The following is a 25,017-nucleotide window of genomic DNA, read 5'->3' on the forward strand; positions in this document are numbered from 1 at the left end:
GTCTTATATAAAAGTCAGTCATGACTGTTTTATCTTGCCTCCGGGGCAGTGCTGCTCCTAGGGCACGGGAAAGCGAGGGCGAGATGCGGGGGGCAAACCGCGCCGCCGGAGAAGAGCGAGGAACGTAGAACATGGATCTTGGACTGCAGGGGAAGAAGGCCATCCTTGTCGGCGCGGCGCGCGGCATCGGCTATGCCGTGGCAGAAGTCCTCGCCCGCGAAGGCTGCGACATCGCGCTGACCGCGCGTAGCGAAGACAGCGTCAAGGACGCGGTCGCCGAACTGGGCAAGTATGGCACCAAGGTCGTCGGCAAACCCGCGAACGCCAAGAACGCCGACGAATACAAGGCCTGGTTCGAATGGGCGATCGAGGAACTGGGCGGGGTCGACATCATGATCCCCTTCACCTCCGCCGGGGGCGGGATGGGTTCTGAGAAATACTGGCACAACGCCTTCGAGGTCGACCTGATGGGCGCTGTCCGCGCGGTCGAGGCCGTGGTCCCCACGATGACCGAACAGCAGCGCGGATCTATCGTCCTGATCGGCACGACTTCCATCCTTGAGGCGATGGGCGGACCGCAGGCCTATAACGCCCTCAAGGCATCCATCGCGACTTACGGCAAGCAGCTTGCCCTGCATCATGGCAGCGACGGCATCCGCGTAAACGTCGTGTCCCCCGGCCCGATCGAGTTCGAGGGCGGCAACTGGGACATGATCAAGGGCACGATGGAAAAGTTCTACAACGCCCAGCTTCGCCAGCAGCCGATGGGCCGGCTTGGACGTCCCGAGGAAGTCGCCAAGGCGATCACTTTCCTCGCCAGCGATGCGGCCAGTTGGTGCAACGGGTCGCACCTCGTTGTCGACGGGGGCTACACGAACCGGACGCACTTCTGATGAAAAAGCACGTCATGGGATGGGATCCGGCGGCGATGGACGCGCTTCGCGTCGTCGACGTGCCGCGCGTCGATCCCGAGACGACGGGCAACGGCACCCCGGTCGAAAAGGCGCCCGATCCCGAACTGGGCACCGACGTCATTCCCGCCGCCCGCTACTACTCGCCCGAATTCATGGCGATGGAGTGGGAGAAGATCTGGACCAAGACCTGGCTTCTGGGCGGGCGTAGCGACGACCTGAAAGAGCCCGGCGACTACATCTGCACCGAGATCGGCAAGGAATCGGTCCTGATCGTGCGTCAGGTCGACGGGTCGGTCCGCTGTTTCCCCAACGTGTGCCTGCACCGCGGCAACCGGCTGCGGCCCGAAGGGCTTGGCAATGCCGAAAACTTCCGGTGCATGTATCACCACTGGACCTACGGCCTCGACGGCAAGATCGAACACATTCCCGACATGTGCACGTTTTTCCAGGGCGGCCCACCCGACATGTCGGCACAGGCCCTGCCCTGCATCGAATGGAACAGCTTCGTCTGGTACTCGCTGAACCCGGACGTCGAACCGTTCGACGATTTCATCGACCCGCTGAAGCAGCACCTTGAACCCTATCACCCCGAAAGGATGGCGTGGAAACGCGACATCACGGTGGAGTGGGACTGCAACTGGAAAACGTCGGTCGACGCCTTCAACGAGACCTATCACGTGCAGGGCATCCACCCGCAGCTGAAGTGGTATCTCGACGACATCAACGTCCAGATCGACTGTTACGGCAAGCACAACCGCTACCTGATCCCGTTTGCCGCGATCAGCCCGCGCGTCCACATGCCAAGCCAGATCCCGCCCGCGATCCACGAAATCATGGTCAACGCCGGGATGGACCCCGCCGAATACGAAGGCCGTGTGTCCGACATCCGCGTCGACGTGCAGAAGTTCAAGCGCGAGCATGGTCCCGAGCAGGGCAAGGACTATTCGGAGCTGAACGACGACCAGCTGACCGACGATTATCACTACATGATCTTCCCGAACGTCGCCGTGAACGTCCACGCCGACGACATCATGCTGTTCCGCCAGCGCCCGCACGCGACTGACCCGAACAAGATGTACTACGACATCTGGATGTTCGAACTGGTCCCAGATGGCGAGGAATGGCCCGAACGGGTCAAGCACCAGCGGTTCAGGCACGGCGACAAGTCGATCGGGCAAGTGCTGGACCAGGACGCCTTCAACCTGCCGACCGTGCAGCAGGGCATGCAGTCCGAGTATTTCCCCGGCCTGTGGATCGGTGACCAGGAACTGCGCATCCGGCACTTTCACAAGGTGCTGGACGATTTCATCTACGGCCCCGGCCAGAAGAGCCCGGACGACCTTTAAGGCGTGCCGACGCAAGGACGCGATACATGAATTTCAACCTGACCGAAGACCAGCAGCAGCTGCAGCAGGCGGCACGCGATTTCGCCCGTGGCGAATTGCCAGCCATCGCCGCCGAACTGGAACGCGACAACAAACCGCCCAGCCGCGAATTGGTAAAGCGGTTCGCCGAGCTCGGCTTTCTGGGCATCAACGTGTCCGAAGACCTCGGCGGTCTGGGCCTCGGCAATATCGAGGCGCTGATCGTGCTGGAGGAATTCGGCAAGATTTCCTCGGCCATCGGCTTCCCGGTTTTCGAAAGCTCGGTCGGGCCGGTGCGCGCGATCGAACACTTCGCATCCGACGAACTGAAGCGCCGCGTCGTCCCCGCCGTCTGCGCGGGCGACATGGTCGTTGCGGTGTCCATGTCCGAACCCGATGCGGGCTCGGCGCTGACCGACCTCAAGACCAAGGGTGTCGTGAAGGGCGACAAGATCGTCATCAACGGCACCAAGCGTTGGTGTTCGGGCGGCGGCCATGCCGATGCCTATGTCGTCTATTGCCGCCTGTCCGACGATCCGGGTGCCAAGGGCATCGGTGCGGTGCTGGTCGAAAAAGACGCGCCGGGCCTGTCGTTCGGGCCTAACGAACAGCTCATGGGCTTTCGCGGCGTGCCGTCGTCCGATCTCAACTTCGACGATTGCGAAGTGCCGGTCGGCAACGTCATCGTGCCCGCCGGCGGCTTCAAGAAACTGATGGAAGCTTTCGACCTCGAACGCTGCGGCAATGCGACGATGTCGCTGGCGCAGGCGTCGGGCGCGCTGGAAGACATCTGCGTCTACGTTCAGGAGCGCAAGCAGTTCGGAAAGCCCATCGCGGAGTTCCAGGCGGTGCAGTTGAAGCTCGCGGAAATGCAGATGAAGTGCGAGGCCGCGCGGCTGCTCATCTGGCGCGCCGCTTCGCAGGCGGAGGACGGCCTGCCTTCGGTCCTGCACAGCTCCACCGGGAAATGCTTTGCCAACACGATTTCGCGCGAAGTCACGGGCGATGCCATGCAGCTGATGGGTGCATACGGCTATTCCAAGGAATTCCCGATGGAACGCCGCCTGCGCGATGCATGGGGCTGGGGCATCGCGGGCGGTGCGATCGACATTCAGAAGGTCAACATCGCCTCGGCCATGCTGGGCCGCAGGTTCGATCAGCGGCGCTGATTTTCGGCACCGCTACCGCGCGGTGCCGATCTTCCTCTCGCGCCCTTCGCGCGTGTAGACGAGGTTGATGCTGGTGAAGGTCACGCACTCTGTCCCGTCGTCCAGCAGCACGGCATAGCGCGTCAGCGCCGTACCCCTGTCGCTGCGGGACTTCGACGGTTCAAGGCTCACGATCTCGCTCGTCACGTGGATGGTATCGCCCGCGCGGACCGCGCGTTTCAGGCGTATTTCGTCCATCCCCACACCGCATACGAAATCGATGTCCCAATTGATCTCGTGATCCATCTGCCGCCACATGGCGAGCACGTGGATGCCGCTGGCGACGACCTGGCCGAAGACCGATCCCTTCGCCGCCTCGGGGTCGGAATGAAACCACTGCGGATCGTACTGGCGGGCGAAGTCCACGATCTCCTCGGCCGTCACGGTCCGGCTTTGCGACACCCGCTTTTCGCCGACCGAGAGGTCTTCGAACGTGCGATAGGGTTCGCGCGGGGTGAAAGTATCGATCACAGCTTGCCCTCACGCTTCTCGTTCAGCACCCGGGCCAGCCCCTGCTGGCTGACACTGGCAACGCATGTGCCGTCGCGTCGGAATATGTTGCCCCGCCCGAATGCGAGCGCATTGCCCCCAGCCGGCGATTCGAGCGCGTAGAGCAGCCATTCGTCGACGCGGAATCGGTCATGGAACCAGATCGCATGGTCGAGGCTGGACGTCTGCATCCGGTCGTCGGACCAGTCCAGCCCCATCGGCCCCAGCCCGGTCTGAAAGATATGCATGTCCGAGGCATAGGCCAGCCAGCGCTGATGCACATGATGCGGCCCGTCGATAGTGCCCTTGAACCGGAACCAGAAGTGGCGGCTCGGGTCCAGATGCTGTCTGTTGCGGAACGGAAACGGCTCCACCGGTCGCCAGTCGATCTGCTGTCGCCGCAGCCAGAACGGGCCATGGCGGTCCGACAGTTCGTCCGCAAACCGCGCGAAGATATCGACCAGCGGCTCCAGCGTTTCGGGGTCGGGTACGCACGGCATCGGCATCGAATGGCCCGGCCCGTCCTCATCCACTTTGAACGATGCCATCATCCGCATCAGTGGTGCGTCATCCTGCTTCATGCGTACCGCGCGCGTGGCGAAACTGCGCCCGTCGGTTTCGCGGGTCACCTCGATCTCGTTCACCGCGTCGGTCATGCCCGGCTTCATGTAATAGGCGTGCAGGCTGTGCGCGATCTTGTCCTCGGGCACGGTGCGGCGCGCGGCATCGAGGCATTGCGCCACGATAGCCCCACCGAACAGCCGCAGGAGCCCGCTTTCAAGCGGGGCGACAGTGAAACGGTCGGGCGCGGTTTCGACCAGGTCGAACAGGCGTTCGCGCTCTTCACGCGGATCGTCGGGGTACGGGTTCGCTTCGGTCACGTGTTCGGCATAGGCCCCGTTCGGCCCACCTGCAAAGCGAGAGCCATCCATCAGGCGACCTGCTGCCTCTCGAACGCGAAGGCGCAGTTGGGATCGACGATCTGCAGCAATTCGACGACATTGCCGTCGCAGTCACGGCCATATGTCGCGCGGGTCGCGGCACTGCCGCCCGGCGGGCAGTTGAACTCCATGCCCAGTGCCTTCAGCCGTTCGTATTCCGCGAAGACATCGTCGCAATAGAGGCACAAGTGCGTGATGCCACGGTCGCACATGCGCGGGCGCACGTCCCGTGGGTCGTTGCTGGCATATTCGAAAACCTCGATATGCAAGTTGCCCAATCGGATCATCGCGTATTTCGCCTGGCTGTCCTTCAGGCCGACCATCGTGTCGATGCGCTCGTTCCCCGGCTCCCAACCGCCGCCGCCCGCACGTTCGAACCCGAACCAGCGTTCGTAGTGATCGACGAAGCGTTCAATATCCGGCGTCGAGATCGCCAGGTGGTGAACCCCGCGGATCATTCGGCGGCTTCCGCGGCCCGTGCGGACTTCACCGCAGTCACGATCTCTCGATTGGTGGGATTGCGGCGCAGGGTCAGCCCGCCGTTCACCTGCAGGACCTGCCCGGTCATGAAGCAGGCATCGCTGGCCAGCCATGAAACGGCCTCGGCGATGTCCTCGCTCGTCCCCACGCGGCCCAGCGGGTATTCCTTGGTGAAGGTATCGACGATCGCTTCGTTCTTCGAAGCAGCCTCGGTCATCGGGGTCACGGTAAAGCCCGGCGCGACCGAATTGGCGCGAATGCCGCGATGGCCGAATTCGTTGGCGACACAGCGGATGACATGGTCGGCCCCCGCCTTCGTCCCCATGTAGGCGGCATGGTCTTCCAGCATGATCGAGGCCGTTGCCGACGAAATCTGGATCAGCGAACCACCGTCGTTCATCGCGCGCAACATCGCCTGGTAAAACAGGAACGCGCCCGTGAACTGAAGCGCGGCCATCTTCTCGATGTCTTCCTTGGTGTTCTTGAGGAACGGCTTCAACAGGCCCCACCCTGTGGCATTCACCGCGATGTCCAGCCCGCCGAACCCGTCGACCGCCGCCTTGGCCAGTCTTTCGAGGTCTTCCTCGCTGGTCAGGTCGCAATCGCCTACCGCGATGCCGCCGATCTCCTTTGCAAGGTCCTTAAGCGGCCCGGCATTGCGGCCCGCGACGACGACTTTTGCGCCGTCGCTCGCCAGCCTGCGCGCGATGACCTGCGCCATGTTGTCCCGGTTCGCCGCGCCCATGACGACGGCGACCTTTCCGTTCAGATCGGCCATGCAAGGCCTCCTCTCCAACTAGTGTCCTGCCGGCTCTTGCGGCCGATCAGTCCTTCTGAACCCAGTCGCCCAGAACCTGTTCGACCCGGGCATGTTCGGGCACCCGGTTCAAGCCAATCCGGCGGTCCAGTTCCTCGTGCCAGTGGTAGATGCGGCGTTCCTGGTAGTTTAGCGGCATCCCCCTGAAGCCGGGGCTTTCCAGCGAGGCCTGGATCTGCGGCGCGTACTGCAGGTCCTCGTAAAGAATACGCTCCCAGTTGCTGAGGCGCGTGGGCCAGAGCGGGTGCGGATTTTCCGGATCGTGGTCGGGCGCAAGCCAGCTCGACACGACACGCGACCGGCGCGGGCCGAGCGGCCAGAATTGAAGAATCGGGATGCCCGTCGGTGCAGGCGGCATCACGAAGTTCGGATAGATCTGGTAGCTGACGTTGTTCTTGGCCGGAAACTCGGTGATCGAGGGGATTTCGGGCATGCCGACCGTTCCCGGATCGACCCAGTCGGGGCGGCGGTTGGGCGTTGCCATGCGGCTGTGCCCCTTGGGCCAGAGCGTGACGATCATCGCCCGGTGATCAAGGAACCGGTCCACCGTGTCGATGTGGATCGATTTGAGGTGATAGACCTCCAGAAACGCGTCGAGCAGGACCTTGACGTTGCAATCCACCTCGTATTCGCGGCTGTCGACGAGGCGCAGCTTGTCGAGCTCGAACTGTTCCAGCTGCTCGGCCATTGGGCCGATGTGTTCCATCAGCGGCTCTGCATCTTCGTCCTTGTTCACGAAGATCATGGAGCCGAGCAGTTCGCAGCGTACCTGCACGAGGCTGCGGCACGAGAAATCGAGGTCCACGAAATCGCGCTTGTCGCGCACCGCCGTCAGCTTGCCATCAAGCGTGTAGCTCCACCCGTGATAGCCGCAGACGAAGCCGCGGTCCTTGCCGCTGTCTTCGGTGACCAACGGGGCGCCGCGGTGCTGGCAGGTGTTGTAGAACGCCTTGTATTCGTCCTGCAGCGTGCGCACGACGATGATCGGCACGCCCGAATTGCGCCACAGGAACCACGAGCCCTTTTCGGGAAGCTGGTCGACATGGCCGGCATAGAGCCAGGCCTTGTCCCACATCATTTCCTTTTCGAGCCGCAGGAATTCCGCGTCGGTATAACGGCTGCCCGGAATGTCGGGCAGGTTCGGGAATCCCTCGGGCGGGCCTTTGCGGTCCCGTTCGTAGTCCATCCGCGCGAAGTCGTTTTCCGGTTTTTGGTTGGTCACCAGATCGAGCATCGATGTTCTCTCCCATGCATCGTGCGAGCGCGATGGGGATAGCGCTCCGATGTTCTAATAAAAACATACATGACTGTTTTTGATTCGTCACGCACGATGGTTGCGAAACTACTCCTTCCAGGTCTAGAACGTCAACAAGCGTGATGCTTGACCCCTGCTAAGTGCAGAATCTTGCCAAACGTGCGTTTGGTTGGGGCGGTTGAGAGAGGATCGATGAATACGACTGTCCTCGACGAAAATGCACCGGGCAATACCGGGCAGCGCAAGGACCGTGACGAACGCTGGGCGCAAGTCGTTGCCGTGTCCGCGGAACTCTTCGCGCAAAAGGGCTACGAGGCGACTTCGCTGCGCGAGATCGCAGAACGCGTCGGGATGCTGAAAGGCAGCCTCTACCACTACATCAGCGGCAAGAGCGACTTGCTCGTCCACGTCCTGAGAGAAGCGCACGCGCGCGGCGTCCTGCGCCTGACCGATATCGCACGGCGGGAGGGGCGGGCCATCGAATGCCTTGAACAGGTCGCCGCAGCCCATGCGAAATACATCTGCACCGAACGCGTCTTCACCGCCGGTTTTATCGAGGCGCACGTCCACCTGACGCCCGGGCAGGCCCGCGAGTTCGACCTTGCCGAACGCGGCTATCGCAAGAGCGTGGAGAGACTGATCGCGCGCGGGCAGGCCGAAGGCGACTTGCGCGACGATCTCGAACCCAAGGTCTGCGCGCTGTGCCTTCTGGGCTTTCTCAATTCGCTCCACAATTGGGTCAAGCCGTCGAGCGGCCTCACCACTCGCCGCCTTTGCGATCATGCGCTGACAATGGGCCTCGGCGGCCTCAGAAAGACGCTGTGACGCGCGGCTCAGCCCTCGTCGAAGGCGGCACCGCGCTTTTCGGCATAGGCCGTAACCCCCTCGCGGCTGTCCGCGCTGTCCAGCGTCGCCTTGCCCCACGCGTTGCCGAATGCCAGCGCCTGTTCCAGCGGGATGCCGGTGGAAAGCTCGTAAAGCTCGCGCCCGTTGCGGATCGCCTCCCAGCTGTTTTCCAGCATGCCACCCGTCACCGCCAACGTCCGATCCATCAGTTCGCTTCCCGGCACGACTTCGGTCACGATGCCCAGATCGTAAAGACGGCGCGCGGGAAACAGTTCGCCGGTCATGATCATGGCCAGCGCCGTGGCGCGCGGAACCTGCCGGGCCAGCCGCTGAATACCGCCGGCAAATGCGAAAAGCCCGCGCTTCACCTCGCTCAATCCCATCAGCGCGTGATCGGCGGCAAACACCATGTCGCAGGCCAGCATGATTTCGAACCCGCCCGCAACCGCGGTCCCGTTGATCGCGGCGATCAGCGGTTTCTTTCGCGTGCGTTCGGTGATGCCGCCAAAGCCCCTGCCGGGGATCAGGCCATGCCCGGCACCGTGTTCGGCCGCTTCCTTCAGGTCCATCCCCGCGCAAAAGGCGCGGTCGCCCGTGCCGGTGATGATCATCGCGCCGATAGCGTCGTCCGCCTCGGCCTCGGTTATCGCCGCGTCGAGCGCGGCCGACGTGGCGGCGTCGAGCGAATTGGAGGCCTTCGGCCTGTCGATCCGCAGCACGCACACTTTGCCGACCGTTTGCGTGACCAGAACTGTCATGACGCCATTCTCCCGGAGATCGAACGTTGAAAAGCATTGCCAACCTGCACCACCACGGCAGGATCGTGACCGACATTGCCGCGTCCATCGTCGCTCTCGAACGCGATCTGGGCATGAATTTCGCGCCGGTGCGCAAGTTCGATCCGATCCGCGTCTGGCTGCCCGATGACGGTTGGGGCGAGGCGCATATTGCCGTCACTTATTCGCGTGCAGGGCCGATCCATACCGAACTGATCGAGATGCTGGCTCCCGGTCCTTACGAGGTGTTGAGGGCGGTTTCGACCGATCATGTCGGCGCCTGGGTGGCGAACGTCGGTGACGAGGTCGAGGCGCTTCTGGCCGATGGCTGGACCCTCGTCATGGCCGGGGCCTCGCCCAAGCATCGCTATGGCCAGATGGCCTATCTGTCGAAGGACGAAGGACCGGTTCTCGAACTGGTCGGAGAACCGATCCGCCCGATGATCGAGGAATGGATCGCCGCGGCGGGTTGAAGCGCGAAGACCGGTCACACCCCCGACCTCACAAAGTCGCCATGCTGCCCAGGATCACGGTCGCCTGGCTGGACAGGGTGCCGCCATTCCCGTGCGCCAGCGCGATATTCACGTCATCGAGCTGGTTCGCCGCCTCTCCGCGAATCTGGCGTGCGGCTTCGATGATCGCGAACAGGCCGTACATGCCGGGGTGGCAACAGGACAACCCGCCGCCATTGGTGTTGACCGGCAGGCTGCCGCCGGGCGCGATTGCGCCGGATGCCACGAACGGACCGCCCTCGCCCTTGGCGCAAAATCCCAGGTCTTCGAGGAACAGGATCGTGTTGATCGTGAAGGCGTCGTAAAGCTGGGCCGTGTCGATGTCTGCCGGGGTGACGCCGGCCATCGCCATCGCGCGCTCTCCCGATTCGCGTGCGCCGGTCATCGTCAGGTTCGGCGCCTGCGCGACCGAGTTCCACCACGTCGCCGCCGCAGAGCCCAGCACGGGGACCGGCACTTTCGCGCAGTCTTTCGCGCGGTCCATTCGCGTCATCACGATCGCCGCGGCACCGTCGGTCACGAGGCAGCAGTCCGCTTTCGAAAGCGGCGTGCTGATCATGCGGGCCGAAAGGCAATCCTCCATCGTCAGGGGGCCGCGGGCGAAAGCCTCCGGATTGGTCTGCGCCCAGGCCCGCGCCGCGAGCGCGACCGAGGCCATCTCCTCGCGCGTGGTGCCAAACACGTGCATGTGACGTGCTGCCGCAAGGGCATAGGACGACAGCGGGAAGAGCGGCTTGTAAGGCTCGTCCCACTGATTGTTCGTAATTTTCGTCGCCAGCTTCCCGCCGCTTGTCCGCTGGTTCGAACCGTAGGCGATAAGGGCGCAGTCGATGTACCCGGCTTCCAGCGCCAGCGCGGCGCTGGCGATGTGGCTCATGAAGGCCGACCCGCCCGTTCGGTTGTTGTCGGTGTAACGCGGCCTGATGCCGAGATATTCGGCAAAAGACAGGCCTGCGAAGAAATCCGTCGGCTGACAGACGTAAAGCGCATCGACATCGGCCAGCGTCATACCGGCATCGTCCAGCGCCATCAGGCCCGCCTTGGCCGTCAGTTCCATCGAGCTATGGCCCGGCGCCTCGCCGACGCCATATGTCGCAAGTCCAGCAATCGCGGTCCGCCCGCGCGGGAAGACGTCGCTCATGCTGCGTCCCCCACAGGCCGGAACAGCAGGATCGGATCTTCCCCGCTCGTGTCAACGAAAGCCGTGACATCCTGTCCGATGGAAAGCGTTTCGGGCGTCACGCCCTCGACCCGGCTCATCAGGCGGGCGCCTTCGTCAAGTTCGACGATGACGACGTTGTAGGGCTCCTGCGGCGGCCTGCGCTGCACCCATGTCAGCGAATAGATCGTGCCCCTGCCCGAAGCCTCGAACCACTCCAGCTCGCCCTCTCCCGTGCCCGGCGCGGCCACGCGCGGCGGGAAGATCGCATTGCCCTCTGCCGTGCGTTGCAGCAGCAGGCGTCCTTCGGCCAGCGCCTCACGCCAATGCGCCTCCGGCCCCATCACGCGGCGACACCCGCCTTTGCCAGCGCTCCGGTCGAAAGCAGGCCCTCGATCTCGCTCTCGCTGAAACCCGCATCGCGCAGGACCGCCTCGCCGTCGCCGCCCAGTTCGGGTCCGGGGTCGCCGATCGCGCCGGGCGTGTCGGAAAAGCTGGTCGGAATACCGGGAAAGCGGATCGTGCCCATATCGGTCTCACGCTCGTCCCAAAAGCCTGTCTGTTCAAGGTGCGGGTCGACCAGCAGGTCTTCAAGGCTGGCAATCGCGGTCGCAGGGATATGCGCGCGGCGGAACAGTTCGACCCATTCCTCTGTCGTGCGCGTTTCCAGCACCCTGGCCACTTGCGCCAGCACTTTGCCGATGTTCTGCGTACGCGTCCGCATGGAGGCGTAGATCGGATCCTTCGACCAGTCGGGATGGCCAAGCTCAGCAAAGAAATTCTGCCAGTGCCGGTCGTTGTAGATCATGACCCCGATATAGCCGTCCGAAGTGCGATAGGGGCGGCGCGCCTCGGAAACCGCGCGCGGATATTCGGGCGGTCCCTGCGGCGGCACGAAGAGCGAGCCGCACAAGTGTTCGACCATCGCGAAAGAGACCAGCGTCTCGAACATCGGAACCTCGATCTCCTGTCCGCGCCCGGTCTTTTCACGCGCATAGAGCGCGGCCATGACCGAGTAAGCCCCCGTCAGGCCCGCGACCTTGTCCGCGATGACGGTCGCCGTATAAGTCGGCACCCCGCTCGAAAGCTTGGCCTGCAGGTCGACGATGCCGGATGCGGCCTGCACGATATCGTCATAGGCAGGGTAATCGCGGTAGGGCCCTTCGCGCGAAAAGCCGTAGAGATTGGCATATATGATCCGCTCGTTCGCCCCGCGGAGGGCCGCGTAATCGAGGCCCAGCCGCCCGATGGCGCTGGCCCGCATGGAATGGATGAACACATCCGCCTGCCCCGCCAGCCGCAACAACGTGTCGCGCCCTTCCCGCTTTTTCAGGTCCAGCACGATCGACCGCTTGCCGCGATTGACGTTGAGGAACATCGCCCCGCGCGAATGGTCCGGGCCCGGCGGGATGAAGCGCGTGGTATCGCCCTGCGGGCTTTCGACCTTGATGACATCGGCGCCCAGATCGGCGAAAATCTGCGTGGCATAGGGCCCCATCAGCACGCTTGTCAGGTCCAGCACTTTCACGCCGGCCAATGGCCCCTTGCCGCGTCCGCTCACAGGTCTTCTCCACGTATCGACATCGTTTGTCTGCGACAGGGTCTAGCGCACATCACATTTCAAAAAAAGACATACATGATTGTCTTTTCATGGTAGCCCGACGGCAAAGCCGCACCGCGTCAGTCCATGGGCTGGCGAAGCAGAATGGCATTATCGAGAGGAGCCGCCAAGTGAGCGACCGTTTCCCGCTTTCGCTGCACCACCTGACCGCGCTCGACGCTACGCCCGCTCAGTTGATCGAGCTGGCCCGGGACAATGCCTGCACCCACGTCTGCCTGTTTACTTATGTCCCCGAGGCCGCGCGCGGGGCGTTTCCCATGGTGGTGCCTGCCGACGTCGCGGACTTGCGTAAAGTCATCACGGCAGCGGGCGTCACGGTCTGCAACCTCGAGGTATTCCCGCTCGATGGGAGTAACGATGTGGCGGGCTTCGCTTCCGCGCTCGACACGGGCGCGGCACTTGGCGCGACGCGGGCGACGGCACATATCCATGACGTGGCGGACGAGGATGAGGCGATGGCGCGCTTTGCCACCTTTTGCGACATGGCCTCCGACCACGGGATTACCGCCGGGCTGGAATTCAACGCGTTCTCGGCCGTAAACGACATCGAAAGCGCGGCGCGGATCGTTCGCGGCGCGGGCCGTGCGAATGGGCAGCTCGTCTGCGACGCATTGCACCTGTTCCGCAACGGCGGGACAGTGGACGCGGTCGCGGCGCAGGCCGATATCATCGGCTATGCGCAGTTCTGCGATGGACCGATGGAACTCGACCGCGCCGATTGGTGGCGTGAGGCTGTCGGCACCCGCGAAATGCCGGGACGCGGCGAATTTCCGCTGCGCGAACTGGCAACCGCCTTGCAGGACGGCACCGTGATAGAAGTCGAAGTGCCCCGAAAGGCCGAACTGAAGCAGGGCATCCCGGCAAGCGAGCGGGTACGCGCCGCCGTCGAAGCGGTGCGGTCCGTGCTCGACCCCGGCTAGGCCGGCTTGGGCCTCATCTCGAGGATCTTGGCCTCCAGCATCTTGAGCAGGTGCGGCACCATGTCCTGTTGCAGCGAACCGGTCGAAAGGCTGGTCGCCATGCCCTCCATCAGGGTCTGTGACAGGGCGATGGCCTTGGCGAATTCCTCCGGTGCGGAATGCCATTCGGGATAGAGCGCAATCGCCTCGCTCATGAACCGTTCGCGATATTCGGTCTGAAGCGGGCGCATGATCTCGGCCAGGTTGTCATCGGTGCGCGCCGCCATTGCCAGTTCCTGAAAGGCCAGGAACGCGGGCTTCTGCACCTGTTTCCAATAGGCATAGACCATCGTCGCCGGTTCGTGATCGCCAGCCTGAGAGGATCGGCGGAACGCGCGTAGGCGGCGCTCGTGCAGTTCGACGATCGTGGCCCGGATCAGCGTCGCGCTGTTTTCGAAGTGATGCAGCATCGCGCCGCGAGACAGCCCCGCCTCTGCCGCGACGAGCGGCGTGGTAGTGCGTGCGTAACCGACTTTGACAAGGCACTGGATCGTCGCCTCGATCAACCGGCCGCGTGTCTGCGCGCTCTTGATCGACTGGCGCGTGGGTGCTTGCTCTTCGCCTGCGGCCTTTATTGTCTTTGTTGCCACTTGAGGCTCCCGAAGTCATTGCGCCGTTGCAAATGGGCGCTTTGCATGTCCGGCGGCTCTCCTACGCCAGGTAATCAGTCATGATTGTTTTTTTGATGGCCTGCGTCAATCCGCTGCGTGAATTTGCCACCATTCGAGACAACCTGCGGCGTCAGTGCCCACCCTTGCCGTTGAGCTTGAGAACGTTGTGCAGCACGAAGGCGATGATCGCGCCAAGGATCAGGCCAAGCACCGCAGAGGCCGCCGCGAAAGTCAGCCAACCGAGAACGCCGCTAAGGCCGCCGGTCGCCATTTCGACGTGATGTTCCATCCCGTGCACCAGGTCGTAGAACAGATCGAAGCCCAGATCGTGCGTGCCGTGCAGGACGATGCCGCCACCGACCCAAAGCATCGCGATCGTGCCAATGAAGGAGAGAAAGACGAGCAGCTTGGGCATTGCGGCCAGCAGGAAACGGCCGACCTTCTGCGCAAACTGCGACGATTTCTTCGCAAGATGCAGGCCGATATCGTCCATCTTCACGATCAGGCCAACCGCGCCGTAAACGACGAACGTGAAGGCCACGCCGATGATGGCCAGGATGACCGCACGCTGCCAAAGCGAGACGTCGGCGATCTCGTTCAGGGTGATGGCCATGATTTCGGCCGAGAGGATCAGGTCGGTCCTGATCGCGCCCGAAGTACGCTTCTTCTCGAACTCCGCCATGTCTGACGGGTCGTCTTCGAGCGTCTCGCCGTGCTTAGCCCCGCCCAGCTTCTCGATGACCTTTTCGGCCCCTTCGTAGCAGAGAAACAGCCCGCCCAGCATCAGGATCGGCGTGATCGCGACGGGCAGGAATTCACTCAACAGCAGAGCTGCGGGCAGCAGGATCAGCAGCTTGTTGCGCAGCGATCCCTTGGTGATCTTCCAGATGATCGGCAATTCGCGGTCGGGCGTTATGCCGGTGACATAGCTGGGCGTGACGGCGGCATCGTCGATCACGACGCCTGCCGCTTTCGACCCTGCCCGGGACGCGGCGACACCCACGTCGTCCATGCTGGACGCGGCAGTTCTGGCGATAAGGGAAATGTCGTCGAGAAGCGCGACCAGACCTGAGGGCAAGGGTAATCCTTTCGAACCAAGTTCTGCGGGGCAGACGGTTCGACCCGGCCCCGGTTCCCGGTGTTAGCCTGCACCCGCGAAAAGGCAAAGGGCGGCAGGGGCGATATACGCGGTGCCCACATAGGCAAAGGGCGGCCCCGCAGGACCGCCCTTATGTCTTTCGCCCCGGCGTGGGGGCATCTTCCCTTGCGGGAAGCGATTACTTCTTGAGCGTGAGGCCGCCGAAACGCTGGTTGAAGCGGGCGACGCGGCCGCCTTCGTTCACCACGCGGTTGCCGCCGGTCCATGCCGGGTGGCTGGTCGGGTCGATTTCGAGCGTCAGCGTGTCGCCTTCGCTGCCCCAGGTGGAGCGCGTTTCGAACACGGTGCCGTCGGTCATCTGCACCTTGATCATGTGGTAGTCGGGGTGGGTATCGGCCTTCATCACTCAATCTCCGTCGATGCGCCGGTTCCGACCGGCGGCACGGTGTGTCTGTTGGAAAGCGGCGCGCTTAACCGCGAATCGATTCAAAAGCAAGCAAAGCGGCCATCGCAGGCCCCTCGCGAAGTTACTTCTCGATCATCGCCGTGAATTCGCACTCGCACGTGACGTTGCCGTCGATCGATGCGGTGCCGGCGAACTTGCAGATGCGCGCCCGCTTGTGAACGAAGCTGACCTTGAGGTCGAGCAGGTGGCCCGGGGTGACGGGCGCACGGAACTTCGCATTGTCGATGGCGAGGAAGTAGACCAGCTTGCCCGACCCTTCGAGGCCCAGCGCCTTGATGGCCAGCAAGCCGGCAGCCTGTGCCAAAGCCTCTACCTGAAGCACGCCCGGCATGATCGGACGGCCCGGGAAGTGGCCCTGGAAGAAATCCTCGTTGAACGAGACGGCCTTGACCGCGTGGATCTCGTGCTCCGGGTCGAGCGATACGACCCGGTCCACCAGCAGCATCGGATAGCGATGCGGCAGGAGTTCAAGAACCTTTTCGAGTTCGAAACCCGTCTCGCTCATCGAAATGCTCCTCAGCGGCCGCCGGCGGCGGCGGCGTTGCCCTGCGCGGCAGCGGCCTGTGCGGCTTCTGCCTGGCGCTGTGCGGCCGGCTTCCAGTCAGCCGGCGGGACCAGCTGGGCCTGCGGCAGCATGCGGTCGAGTTCGGTCAGGACAGCCTGGTTGAGGTTGTAGGCCTGATCGGCAGAAACGACAGCGGCGGGATTGAGGACCAGCGTGATCTTGCGGCTCTTCTTGGCCGCTTCCATCGCGTCGGGCAGCTTTTCGCTGATCTGTTCGAGGACATAGGCGCGCGACATGGCGACCGGCTGAAGCAGGCGGTTCAGTTCCGCTTCGCCCGACTGCTGGATGCGCTGGATCTGCTGTGCCTGCTGCTGCAGCGATGCCTGGTTGGGCGAGGCTGCCTGGCTGTCGGTCTGATACTTCTGGAGCATCGGCTCCAGCTGTGCCTGAATCTGTGCGCGGCGCTGTTCGGCGGCGTCGATCTGGGCCTTGTAGGTCGTCGGGCGCTGCTGCTCGGAAAGCTTGTAGGCGGCCGAGTTCACGACGATGGCGTCGGGATTGGCAACCGCGAGGCCGGGGACCGTCTGGGCCGAAGCGGCAGCCGGAAGGGCGACGGGTGCGGCAGCGGCAAGCGCGGCGGCGATGATCTTGTGCGAGGTCTTCATCAGAATTGCGTTCCTACGTTGAAGCTGAATGTCTTCGGGTCGTCCCCTTCTTCCTTCAGGAGGACCCGCGAGAAGTCGAGGCGCAGCGGCCCGAAGGGCGAATTCCAGCTGACACCGATACCGACGGAAACACGCGGTTTGGGCGTGTCACCAAGGTACTCTTCTGTGAAAGGAGAGATGAACAGGGTGTTGCTGGTCTCACCGTCAGGGGCGACCGGATCGTTGGTATAGACCGGCGCCGGCAGCGGATCGCCGTTCGCGTCCACCGACTGGAGGTAGAGCGGGGAGGAGATGGTTGTGGTATTCGGGTTCTTCAGACCCCAGACCGCGCCGATGTCGGCGAAGATCGAGGGGCGAAGGCCCAGCTCGCGCGCGCCCGAACCGAGCGGGATTTCCAGCTCTGCACGGCCCTTGTAATACATGCGGCCGCCAAGCGCGTCGTCGACCCAGTTGTCGCGATCCTCGTCGACGATGGTGAAGTTGCCGTTGTCATCGGGCAGCAAGCGCTTGCGCACGACGCGCGGGCCGATGCCGCGAATGTCGAAACCGCGCAGGTCCGGTTCGCCCAGGAAGAAACGGTCGGTCAGACGCACGTCGTCGGTTCCGGCAAGGTTCCGGTCCTTGAGCGACTTGATGTAGCCGCCTTCGGCCTGCAGCGAGAACACGAAATTGTTCAGGATCGAGAAGTACTTGGCGCCGTTAATACGCGCACGGGCATAGTTCACGTTGCCGCCAAGGCCCGCATAATCGACGTTGGCCACGACGCGCTCACCCTTGCTGGGGCGGATGCGGTTGTTGAGCGTGTCGTAGATCAGGCTGGTGCCCAGGATCGAGCTGGTGCGCTTGCCCAGTGCGTCGCACAAGTAGCGGCCCGCGATGAGCGGATCGCACTCTGCCACGCCGTCACCGTCGAGATCGCGGAAATAACGGTCGCCCAGCGTCACATCTTCGAGGTTCAGGGTATAGCGACCGATCAGCGTCATGTACTCGCTGAGCGGCGTACCGGCACGCAGCGAGAAGCCCGTGGTGCTGTTCTCGTACGTGTTGTTACGGTCGTTGTTGAAGTAGTTGAAGCTGTTGTAATCGCGGCGATAGATGTCCGCGCCGAACGAGATGTTCGAGTTGAACATGTAAGGTTCGGTGAAGCTGACCTGAGCCGACTTGGAATAGCGCGAGTAGTTCAGCGACAGGCCGACCGTCTGGCCGCGGCCGCGGAAGTTGCGCTGCTGGATCGAGCCCTGGAGGATGAAGCTTTCAAGGCTGGAGAAACCGGCCGAGAGCTGCAGTTCGCCCGTGGGCCGTTCTTCGACGTTGGCGACCAGCTTGATGCGGTCGGGCGCGCTGCCCGGCTGCTGCTCGATCTCGAAGTTTTCCTGGAAATACCCCAGCGACTTGATGCGCGCGGTCGAACGGCGGACCTGCAGCGAGTTGAACGCGTCCCCTTCGGTCAGGCGGAATTCGCGGCGCACGACCTTGTCCTGCGTCAGCGTGTTGCCGTTGACGTCGATCGATTCGACGTAGACGCGCGGGGCGTTGCCGATGCGGAAGACGACGTCCATCGTCCGCTCGTCCTTGTTGCGGTTATAGTCCGGCTCCACCTGAGCGAAGGCATAACCGAAGGCACCGATCGTTTCCGACAGGCCTTCGATGGTGTCTTCCACCGTCTGGGCGTTGTACCAGTCGCCGGCCTTCATCGGCAGGTTGCTGGTCAGGCGATCGGAATCGAAGTCGCGGATCTCGCTGTCGACGGTGACGTCGCCGAACTTGTAGCGATCCCCTTCTTCCACCACGTACGTGATGATGAAGTCCTTCTTGTCGGGCGTAAGCTCGGCAACGGCGGACACGACACGGAAATCGACGTAACCTTCGGTCAGGTAGAACTGGCGAAGCTTCTGCTGGTCGAAGGCCAGCTTGTCGGGATCGTAGCTGGTGCCGCCCTTGAGGAACGACAGGAAGCCGGTCTGCTTGGTCAGCATCTCGCCGCGCAACTTACCGTCGGAGAACTTGTCGTTCCCGATGATGTTGATCTGGCGGACCTTGGACTTCGGGCCTTCCTTGATCTCGAAGACGATGTCGACGCGGTTCTGGTCCAGCGTGACGGCCTTCGGCTCGACCGTGGCGGCAAAGCGGCCCTGACGCTTGTAGAGTTCGATGATGCGGTTGACGTCGGCGCGCACCTTCGAACGGGTATAGATCTGGCGCGGGGCCAGCTTGATCTCGGGCAGGATCTTGTCGTTCTTGAGGCGCTTGTTGCCTTCAAGGATGATGCGGTTGATGATCGGGTTCTCGACCACCTGAATGACGACGTTGCCCGCTTCTTCGCGGATCTTCACGTCCGAGAACAGCTCGGTCGCGTAGAGGTCCTTCAGCGCCGCGTCGGCGGCGGCATTGGTATAGACGTCGCCGGGGCGCATCTTGATGTAGGACAGGATCGTCTGCGGCTCGAGGCGTTGTGCCCCTGCGACCGCGATCTGGCGCACGATGGTCTGGTCGGGAACTGCGGGCGCGGCCGTTTCGGCCTCCGGCTCCACCGCGACGGGCTGCGCTTCCTGTGCCAGCAGGGGCGTCGGCGCAAGGGCCGTTCCCGACAGCAGCACGGTGAACAAGCCGGCGCGGTATGCCGAGAAACGCGGCGATCCAACTGCCTTTGCGGCCATCAAGAAACCTTCCGTCCAAAATGGGCCTGCCCGTTCCTTACGAACAGCCCGGATACGTCCCCCGCCAAGCCGGTCCTTAACCGGCCAGACGCGTCGCAGCCCTGTGCCCGATGGGAGCGGCACTATCAAGCCGCAGCCGTGTCCTTTTCCGCGATTCACCGCCGCAAGCACCCTGTGCGCGCGACCTCTTGCCGGTGGGCCGTTGCCCTGCGGCGTCAGAATATGTCGAGTGAGGAGATATCGAGGATAGTCACGAACACCATGAGGCTCAGAACAAGTGCCAGTCCCGTGCGGAATGCCAATTCCTGGCCCCGCGGTGAAACCGGACGGCGGCGAACGGCCTCGATCGCATAGAAAGCAAGGTGCCCGCCGTCGAGGACGGGGATTGGCAGGAGGTTAATGAATGCCAAGTTAATTGAGATCATCGCGACGAAACCGATGTAGGCGTACCAGCCCTGGATCAGCTGTTCGCCGGAGTATTTCGCGATCTTGACCGGACCGCCCAGCTCGTCGAGCGAACGCCTGCCGGTGATGATCTGCCACAGGCCCACTGCCGACATTTTCATGATCGCGTAAGTCTGGGAAACCCCCTCGCCCACGGCCTGGAGCGGGCCGACTTCGTCCACCCGCATTTCGCGCGCGCCGATGCCGAGGCGGCCCATGCGGAACTCGTTGCCGAAGCGGTCGACTTCGACATGGGTGCCCAGCGTGATGTCTGCGCTCTTTTCCGCGCCATCATGCAGCCAAGTTACGCGAACCGTTTCGCCCGGATAGGCCATGACGGCCTGCTGAATGTCCTCGAAGCTGTCCACGCTCGTCCCGTCGAGCGAGGTGATCCGGTCGCCCAGATCGATCCCGGCGGCAGCCGCCGGCGATTCTTCGAGGATTTCGCCCACGACCGGCTCGGCCACGACTTTGCCGAACGCCATCATGAAACCCGCGATGATGACGATGGCGACGATAAGGTTGGTGACGGGGCCCGCCGCGACGATTGCCGCGCGTGCGCCCAGACCCTTCGACTGGAACGTCCGGTTACGCTCTTCCTCGGGCAGTTCCAGCCATTCGTCGGTCGGCTGGCTGGCCGGGTTCATGTCACCCGCGAACTGGACATAGCCGCCCAGCGGAAGGGCCGAGAGTTTCCAGCGGGTGCCGCGCTTGTCGGTGAAGCCGAAGACTTCCTTGCCGAAACCGACCGAAAACGCCTCCGCCTTCACGCCGAACCAGCGTCCGACAAGGTAATGGCCCAGTTCGTGCACCACGACGAGCGGCGCCAGCACGACGATGAAGCCGATGATCGCGGTCAGCAGGTTTGGACTGTCGAACATTTCAAACGCGTTCCAGCAATTCCCCGGCACGCCGCCGTGCCTCGGCATCGGCGGCGATCACTTCGTGAAGGCTCTGCGGCGCAGGCGGTATGCCCTGCGCCAGGACCTGTTCGCATTGTGCCACGATCTGCGTGAACTTGATCTTACCGGCAAGAAAAGCGGCCACGGCCACTTCGTTCGCGGCGTTCAGCACGGCCGGTGCCGCCCCGCCCGCCTGCGCACATTCGCGCGCGACGCGGGTGGCAGGGAACAAGTCCTCGTCCGGCGCGCGGAACGTCAGCGTGCCGATGGCGGCAAGGTCGAGCGGCGCGCAGGGCGTATCCATCCGGCGCGGCCATGCCAGCGCGGATGCGATGGGCACGCGCATGTCCGACGGGCCAAGCTGCGCCAGGGTCGATCCGTCGCGGTATTCGACCATCGAATGGACGATGGACTGCGGATGGACGATGATGCGCAGACGCTCCAACCCGACGGGAAAGAGGTGAAATGCCTCGATGAATTCGAGGCCCTTGTTCATCATCGTGGCCGAATCGACGCTGATCTTCGCACCCATGTCCCAATTGGGATGGGCGACGGCCTGAGCCGGGGTCGCGGCCTCGATCTGATCGCGCGTGGCATCGCGGAACGGGCCGCCACTGGCCGTGAGCGTAATCCAGCGAACATCGCCCAGATCTTCGCCGTGCAGGCACTGGAAAATCGCGTTGTGCTCTGAATCGACGGGCAGCAGCGTCGCGCCGTGATTGGCGACCGCGGCGGTCATGACTTCGCCCGCGCTGACCAGCGCTTCCTTGTTGGCGAGCGCGATGGTCCCGCCCTGTTCGATCGCAGCCATCGTGGGGGCAAGCCCCGCACAGCCGACGATGGCGGCAACGGTCACGTCCGCGCCGCGCGCAGCCGTTTCGACCAGCGCAGCGGGTCCGCCAGCCGCCTCGATCCCGCTTCCGGCCAAGGCCTCACGCAGTTCCGGCAGACAGCTTTCTTCGCCGACCACGGCGATATCCGCGCCGAATTCGCGGGCGAGCCTGGCCAGCTCCGCCGCGCTGCAATTCGCGGTCAGGGCGACCACGCGCCAATCCCCCCGATTGCGGCGGACGAGGTCCAGCGTAGAAGCGCCGATGGACCCGGTTGCGCCCAGTACCGAAATGCTGCGCGTCATGCGGCGACCTGCGCCAGCGCGCCAATCAGGATCGCCACCGGCAACATGCCGTCGATACGGTCGAACACGCCGCCGTGGCCGGGGATCAGGGTGGAGCTGTCCTTTACCTTGGCCCGCCGCTTCATCCAGCTTTCGAAGAAATCGCCCGCCTGCGCCAGCACCGCCAGCACCGCACCCGCCGCAAGGGCCGAAGCGATCCCTTCGGGACCGCCGAAGACGACGAAATAGGTGTCGTGCGCCGTGCCGCCGCCGATCATGTCGCTCATGCCCACGGCCCAGATGTGCGACGTGAACATGAACAGCAGCAGCGCGAGGGTCGCCCCGAGCACGCCGCCCGCCAGCCCGGCCCATGTCTTGGACGGACTGATCGACGGGGCGATCTTGGGCCCGCCGATCGTGCGTCCCGAGAAATAGGCGAAGGTATCGACGAACGCGGTGACAAGGATCGCAAAGACGACCAGCATCGCGGGCATCGTCACCATCAGGAATGCCGCAGCGCCCATGTAGCCGGCACCGGCCAGCATCCAGACCAACGATTTCGCGCCGGAGAAACCCGATTCGGCCGCCATGCGCCGCACGATGCGTTGCCATTCCCAATAGGCCGCACCCGCGACCAGCACGATCAGCGCGTCGAGCAACAGTCCGCCGATCCAGAGGCAGATCGCGGCGATAGCCACCATGACCACGGCAGAGATCGCGCGCGCCTTCAGGTCGGTATTGCGCGGACCTTCGGGGCGCACATGACCCGGCTCGACCGGGCCGGGTTGTTCAGCGTCCACCATAGCGACGCTCCCGTCCTGAAAAATGGTCCAGCGCCTCTCGGAAATGCGCGGGGCTGAAATCGGGCCAGAGCACGTCGGTGAAGTAAAGCTCCGCATAAGCGGCCTGCCACAGCAGGAAGTTCGACAGGCGCACTTCGCCGCTGGTGCGGATCAAAAGGTCGAGCGGCGGCATGTCCGCCGTGTCGAGATTGCGGGCAATCGCCTCTTCGGTGATCTCACCCTCTGCTGCGGCGGCCCGCGCCGCGCGCACGATTTCCGCCTGCGCGCCGTAATTCAGCGCGATGGCCAGCGTGATCTTGTCATTGCCTGCGGTGCGCGCCAGCGCCCCGTCGATCAGTTCGACCGCTTCTTCGTCGAAAACCGAATAATCGCCCACGATCTTCAGCTTCACCCCGCCCTCGGCGATCTCGTCCAGGTCGTTGCGGATGAAGTGCTTCATCAGTGCGGTCAGGTCCGCGATCTCGTCCGCCGGGCGGCCCCAGTTCTCGGTGCTGAAGGCATAGAGCGTCAGCGCCTCGACCGGATTCTCGCGCAGCGAACGCACAAGCTTGCGAACCGCTTCGACGCCCTTCTTGTGGCCCATCGCGCGCGGCAGCAGGCGCTTTTTCGCCCAGCGCCCGTTGCCGTCCATGATGATCGCGACATGGCGGGGGCCGCCACGCGGCCCCGCGCCAGAACCCGACGCCGGCGCCTTCGAGGGCGCGGGATTGCTCACTGGGTGAGGATTTCCTTTTCCTTCGCCTCTGCGGCCTTGTCGGCCTCGGCGACGTACTTGTCGGTCAGCTTCTGGACCTCTTCCTCGGACCGCTTGCGCTCGTCCTCGGAGATTTCCTTCTTCTTCTCGTCTTCCTTGAGCGATTCCATGCCGTCACGACGCACGTTGCGGATCGCGATCTTGGCCTGCTCGGCATATTTGCCGGCCAGCTTGGCGAGATCCTTGCGACGCTCCTCGGTCAGGTCGGGCATCGGCAGGCGCAGCGTCTGGCCATCGATCATCGGGTTGAGGCCGAGGTTCGCATGGGCAATGCCCTTTTCGACCGCGGTGACGTTCGACTTGTCCCACACCTGCACCGACAGCATGCGCGGTTCGGGCGCGGAGACGGTGGCCACCTGGTTCAGCGGCATCATCGCGCCATAGACCTCGACCACCACGGGATCGAGCAGCGAGACGTTGGCGCGGCCGGTGCGCAGGCCGGAAAGGTCGCTCTTCAACGATTCGACGGCGCCGTTCATGCGGCGTTCGATGTCGGCCTTCTCATATTTGGCCATGATCGGTCCTCTCTAAATCAAGCTTCAGGCCCGGCGCAGTTCGGTCCGGACGATGGTCTGGGTGCCTTCCCCGGCAAGCACGCGGGCAAGATTGCCGCGTTCGCGGATGGAGAAGACGACGATGGGGATGTCGTTGTCGCGGCACAAGGCCACGGCGCTTGCGTCCATGACTTTCAGGTTGTCCGCAAGCACGGTGTCGTAGTCGATATGGTCGAAGCGCGTGGCCGTCGGATCCTTTTTCGGATCGGCATTGTAGACGCCGTCGACGCTGGTGCCCTTGAACAGGGCGTCGCACTTCATTTCGGCGGCCCGCAGCGCGGCGCCGGAATCGGTGGTGAAATAAGGGGCGCCCACACCTGCGGCGAAAATGACCACGCGGCCCTTTTCCAGATGCCGTTCGGCGCGGCGGCGGATCACCGGTTCGCAGACCTGATCCATTTGGATCGCGGACTGCACGCGGGTTTCGACGCCCAGCTTTTCCAGCGCGGACTGCATGGCCAGCGCATTCATCACGGTGGCCAGCATGCCCATGTAATCGGCCTGCGCACGGTCCATGCCCTGGGCTGCGCCCGCCATGCCGCGGAAGATGTTGCCGCCGCCGATGACGAGACAGATTTCCAGCCCCGTTTCCTTGGCCGCCTTCACCTCCGCCGCCAGCTTGGCGACGAAGTCGGTATCGATGCCAAACTGCTGATCGCCCATCAGCACCTCGCCCGAAAGTTTCAGGAGAATACGCTTGGTGTCGGCAAGAAGCATGGCAGAAGGAGTTCTCGAATTGGTGAGGGGCCGCCTTGCCTTAGTGTCGCAGGCGCCCGATGCCAAGCGCGCTTTGCCCGAAATCACCGCCCGGGAAGGGCAGCGCGCCCGACAGGCTCATCCCGCGGCGCGGCGGCCCCTTGCCCAGCGCCACAGGCCCCAGACGATCGCGATGTTGAAAAGCGGCGCCAGCACGCCAGCCAAGGGACCGGCCAGCCCCAACCGGTCCAGCAGGATGTTCCACGGCAGCCCCAGCGGCACGAGGAACACTCCGGCAAGCGGGTCCTCAGCCTGCCCGAACAGTCCGAACGTGCCCACGATCAGCAGCGCAAGCGCCGCAAGGTAAAGCACGACATAGATACTCAGCAGCCACTTCATCGCGGCA

28 protein-coding genes are annotated in these 25,017 nt (G+C 63.6%); 6 read left to right on the forward strand and 22 right to left on the reverse strand.

Going from position 1 to position 25,017, the window contains the following annotated elements; translation table 11 throughout:
• Window positions 1–131: 131 nt before the first annotated feature.
• The 3 genes from FAX90_RS06870 to FAX90_RS06880 are packed head-to-tail and all read left to right on the forward strand — an operon-like array spanning window position 132 to window position 3,447.
• Window positions 132–893, forward strand: a complete 762-nt coding sequence (locus FAX90_RS06870; RefSeq protein ID WP_144096536.1) for an SDR family NAD(P)-dependent oxidoreductase — start codon at window positions 132–134, stop codon at window positions 891–893.
• Entirely contained in the window at window positions 893–2,260 is a 1,368-nt protein-coding gene (locus tag FAX90_RS06875) for an aromatic ring-hydroxylating oxygenase subunit alpha (protein ID WP_240704762.1), read from the forward strand. Before FAX90_RS06870 ends, FAX90_RS06875 begins: the two co-directional genes overlap by 1 nt.
• Window positions 2,261–2,286: 26 nt before the next feature.
• Window positions 2,287–3,447: an acyl-CoA dehydrogenase family protein gene (locus FAX90_RS06880; protein ID WP_144096537.1), complete on the forward strand. Its 1,161-nt coding sequence runs from the start codon at window positions 2,287–2,289 to the stop codon at window positions 3,445–3,447.
• A gap of 12 nt (window positions 3,448–3,459) precedes the next feature.
• On the opposite strand, the gene FAX90_RS06885 is transcribed toward FAX90_RS06880, so the two are convergent.
• Genes FAX90_RS06885 through FAX90_RS06905 form a run of 5 tightly spaced genes read right to left on the reverse strand, consistent with a single transcriptional unit; the run spans window position 3,460 to window position 7,447 of the window.
• A complete protein-coding gene (locus FAX90_RS06885) occupies window positions 3,460–3,957 on the reverse strand; it encodes a MaoC/PaaZ C-terminal domain-containing protein (RefSeq protein WP_144096538.1) in 498 nt (165 codons plus the stop codon).
• Entirely contained in the window at window positions 3,954–4,907 is a 954-nt protein-coding gene (locus FAX90_RS06890) for an acyl-CoA thioesterase (protein ID WP_144096539.1), read from the reverse strand. Before FAX90_RS06890 ends, FAX90_RS06885 begins: the two co-directional genes overlap by 4 nt.
• A complete protein-coding gene (locus tag FAX90_RS06895; protein ID WP_144096540.1) occupies window positions 4,907–5,374 on the reverse strand; it encodes a VOC family protein in 468 nt (155 codons plus the stop codon). Before FAX90_RS06895 ends, FAX90_RS06890 begins: the two co-directional genes overlap by 1 nt.
• A complete protein-coding gene (locus FAX90_RS06900; protein WP_144096541.1) occupies window positions 5,371–6,174 on the reverse strand; it encodes an SDR family oxidoreductase in 804 nt (267 codons plus the stop codon). The genes FAX90_RS06895 and FAX90_RS06900 overlap by 4 nt, the downstream gene beginning before the upstream one ends.
• A gap of 46 nt (window positions 6,175–6,220) precedes the next feature.
• Window positions 6,221–7,447, reverse strand: a complete 1,227-nt coding sequence (locus FAX90_RS06905; RefSeq protein ID WP_144096542.1) for an aromatic ring-hydroxylating oxygenase subunit alpha — start codon at window positions 7,445–7,447, stop codon at window positions 6,221–6,223.
• 213 nt (window positions 7,448–7,660) lie between these two features.
• Between FAX90_RS06905 and FAX90_RS06910 the strand changes: the two genes are divergently transcribed.
• On the forward strand, window positions 7,661–8,293 hold the full coding sequence (locus FAX90_RS06910; RefSeq protein WP_144096543.1) for a TetR/AcrR family transcriptional regulator: 633 nt from the start codon (window positions 7,661–7,663) through the stop codon (window positions 8,291–8,293).
• A gap of 8 nt (window positions 8,294–8,301) precedes the next feature.
• Here the strand turns inward: FAX90_RS06910 and FAX90_RS06915 are convergent, their stop codons facing one another.
• Window positions 8,302–9,072, reverse strand: coding sequence for an enoyl-CoA hydratase-related protein (locus FAX90_RS06915; RefSeq protein ID WP_144096544.1), 771 nt, complete (start codon window positions 9,070–9,072; stop codon window positions 8,302–8,304).
• Window positions 9,073–9,098: 26 nt separating this feature from the next.
• On the opposite strand from FAX90_RS06915, the gene FAX90_RS06920 reads away from it, so the two are divergent.
• Complete coding sequence (locus FAX90_RS06920) at window positions 9,099–9,563, forward strand: VOC family protein (protein WP_144096545.1); 465 nt, start codon at window positions 9,099–9,101, stop codon at window positions 9,561–9,563.
• Window positions 9,564–9,591: 28 nt separating this feature from the next.
• Here FAX90_RS06920 and FAX90_RS06925 read toward each other — a convergent pair whose 3' ends face one another.
• Genes FAX90_RS06925 through FAX90_RS06935 form a run of 3 tightly spaced genes read right to left on the reverse strand, consistent with a single transcriptional unit; the run spans window position 9,592 to window position 12,322 of the window.
• Entirely contained in the window at window positions 9,592–10,743 is a 1,152-nt protein-coding gene (locus FAX90_RS06925; protein WP_144096546.1) for a thiolase, read from the reverse strand.
• Window positions 10,740–11,105, reverse strand: coding sequence for a Zn-ribbon domain-containing OB-fold protein (locus FAX90_RS06930; protein WP_144096896.1), 366 nt, complete (start codon window positions 11,103–11,105; stop codon window positions 10,740–10,742). The genes FAX90_RS06925 and FAX90_RS06930 overlap by 4 nt, the downstream gene beginning before the upstream one ends.
• Window positions 11,105–12,322, reverse strand: a complete 1,218-nt coding sequence (locus FAX90_RS06935) for a CaiB/BaiF CoA transferase family protein (RefSeq protein WP_144096547.1) — start codon at window positions 12,320–12,322, stop codon at window positions 11,105–11,107. Before FAX90_RS06935 ends, FAX90_RS06930 begins: the two co-directional genes overlap by 1 nt.
• Window positions 12,323–12,492: 170 nt before the next feature.
• Between FAX90_RS06935 and FAX90_RS06940 the strand changes: the two genes are divergently transcribed.
• Window positions 12,493–13,302, forward strand: a complete 810-nt coding sequence (locus FAX90_RS06940; RefSeq protein ID WP_240704763.1) for a sugar phosphate isomerase/epimerase family protein — start codon at window positions 12,493–12,495, stop codon at window positions 13,300–13,302.
• On the opposite strand, the gene FAX90_RS06945 is transcribed toward FAX90_RS06940, so the two are convergent.
• The 13 genes from FAX90_RS06945 to FAX90_RS07005 all read right to left on the reverse strand — a co-directional run bounded on the left by FAX90_RS06945 (window position 13,299) and on the right by FAX90_RS07005 (window position 25,010).
• A complete protein-coding gene (locus FAX90_RS06945; protein WP_144096549.1) occupies window positions 13,299–13,931 on the reverse strand; it encodes a TetR/AcrR family transcriptional regulator in 633 nt (210 codons plus the stop codon). The two genes, FAX90_RS06940 and FAX90_RS06945, sit on opposite strands and share 4 nt — an antisense overlap.
• Before the next feature lie 151 nt (window positions 13,932–14,082).
• Window positions 14,083–15,030 (reverse strand): DUF808 domain-containing protein, encoded by a 948-nt coding sequence (locus FAX90_RS06950; RefSeq protein ID WP_144096550.1) that lies wholly within the window; start codon window positions 15,028–15,030, stop codon window positions 14,083–14,085.
• Between the two features lie 199 nt (window positions 15,031–15,229).
• On the reverse strand, window positions 15,230–15,454 hold the full coding sequence (rpmE, locus tag FAX90_RS06955) for a 50S ribosomal protein L31 (RefSeq protein ID WP_144096551.1): 225 nt from the start codon (window positions 15,452–15,454) through the stop codon (window positions 15,230–15,232).
• Between the two features lie 124 nt (window positions 15,455–15,578).
• Window positions 15,579–16,022, reverse strand: a complete 444-nt coding sequence (fabZ, locus tag FAX90_RS06960; RefSeq protein ID WP_144096552.1) for a 3-hydroxyacyl-ACP dehydratase FabZ — start codon at window positions 16,020–16,022, stop codon at window positions 15,579–15,581.
• Between the two features lie 11 nt (window positions 16,023–16,033).
• Window positions 16,034–16,687, reverse strand: a complete 654-nt coding sequence (locus tag FAX90_RS06965) for an OmpH family outer membrane protein (protein WP_144096553.1) — start codon at window positions 16,685–16,687, stop codon at window positions 16,034–16,036.
• Window positions 16,687–19,344 carry an outer membrane protein assembly factor BamA gene (gene bamA, locus FAX90_RS06970; RefSeq protein WP_144096554.1) on the reverse strand — a complete coding sequence of 886 codons (2,658 nt, stop codon included), beginning with the start codon at window positions 19,342–19,344 and terminating at the stop codon, window positions 16,687–16,689. Before bamA ends, FAX90_RS06965 begins: the two co-directional genes overlap by 1 nt.
• Before the next feature lie 215 nt (window positions 19,345–19,559).
• Window positions 19,560–20,669 carry an RIP metalloprotease RseP gene (gene rseP, locus FAX90_RS06975; protein WP_170234888.1) on the reverse strand — a complete coding sequence of 370 codons (1,110 nt, stop codon included), beginning with the start codon at window positions 20,667–20,669 and terminating at the stop codon, window positions 19,560–19,562.
• Window position 20,670: 1 nt separating this feature from the next.
• The gene (gene dxr, locus FAX90_RS06980) at window positions 20,671–21,825 is read right to left on the reverse strand and encodes a 1-deoxy-D-xylulose-5-phosphate reductoisomerase (RefSeq protein WP_144096555.1); all 1,155 of its coding nucleotides are present in this window, start codon (window positions 21,823–21,825) and stop codon (window positions 20,671–20,673) included.
• Window positions 21,822–22,607 carry a phosphatidate cytidylyltransferase gene (locus FAX90_RS06985; RefSeq protein WP_144096556.1) on the reverse strand — a complete coding sequence of 262 codons (786 nt, stop codon included), beginning with the start codon at window positions 22,605–22,607 and terminating at the stop codon, window positions 21,822–21,824. The genes dxr and FAX90_RS06985 overlap by 4 nt, the downstream gene beginning before the upstream one ends.
• The gene (gene uppS / locus FAX90_RS06990; protein ID WP_144096898.1) at window positions 22,594–23,238 is read right to left on the reverse strand and encodes a polyprenyl diphosphate synthase; all 645 of its coding nucleotides are present in this window, start codon (window positions 23,236–23,238) and stop codon (window positions 22,594–22,596) included. Before uppS ends, FAX90_RS06985 begins: the two co-directional genes overlap by 14 nt.
• Window positions 23,239–23,318: 80 nt before the next feature.
• A complete protein-coding gene (gene frr, locus FAX90_RS06995; protein WP_144096557.1) occupies window positions 23,319–23,876 on the reverse strand; it encodes a ribosome recycling factor in 558 nt (185 codons plus the stop codon).
• Between the two features lie 24 nt (window positions 23,877–23,900).
• The gene (gene pyrH, locus FAX90_RS07000) at window positions 23,901–24,632 is read right to left on the reverse strand and encodes a UMP kinase (RefSeq protein WP_144096558.1); all 732 of its coding nucleotides are present in this window, start codon (window positions 24,630–24,632) and stop codon (window positions 23,901–23,903) included.
• Window positions 24,633–24,749: 117 nt separating this feature from the next.
• Window positions 24,750–25,010 carry a hypothetical protein gene (locus FAX90_RS07005; RefSeq protein ID WP_144096559.1) on the reverse strand — a complete coding sequence of 87 codons (261 nt, stop codon included), beginning with the start codon at window positions 25,008–25,010 and terminating at the stop codon, window positions 24,750–24,752.
• Window positions 25,011–25,017: the final 7 nt, after the last annotated feature.

The sequence above is a fragment of the Croceicoccus sediminis genome, assembly GCF_007570835.1.
Lineage (GTDB): Bacteria > Pseudomonadota > Alphaproteobacteria > Sphingomonadales > Sphingomonadaceae > Croceicoccus > Croceicoccus sediminis.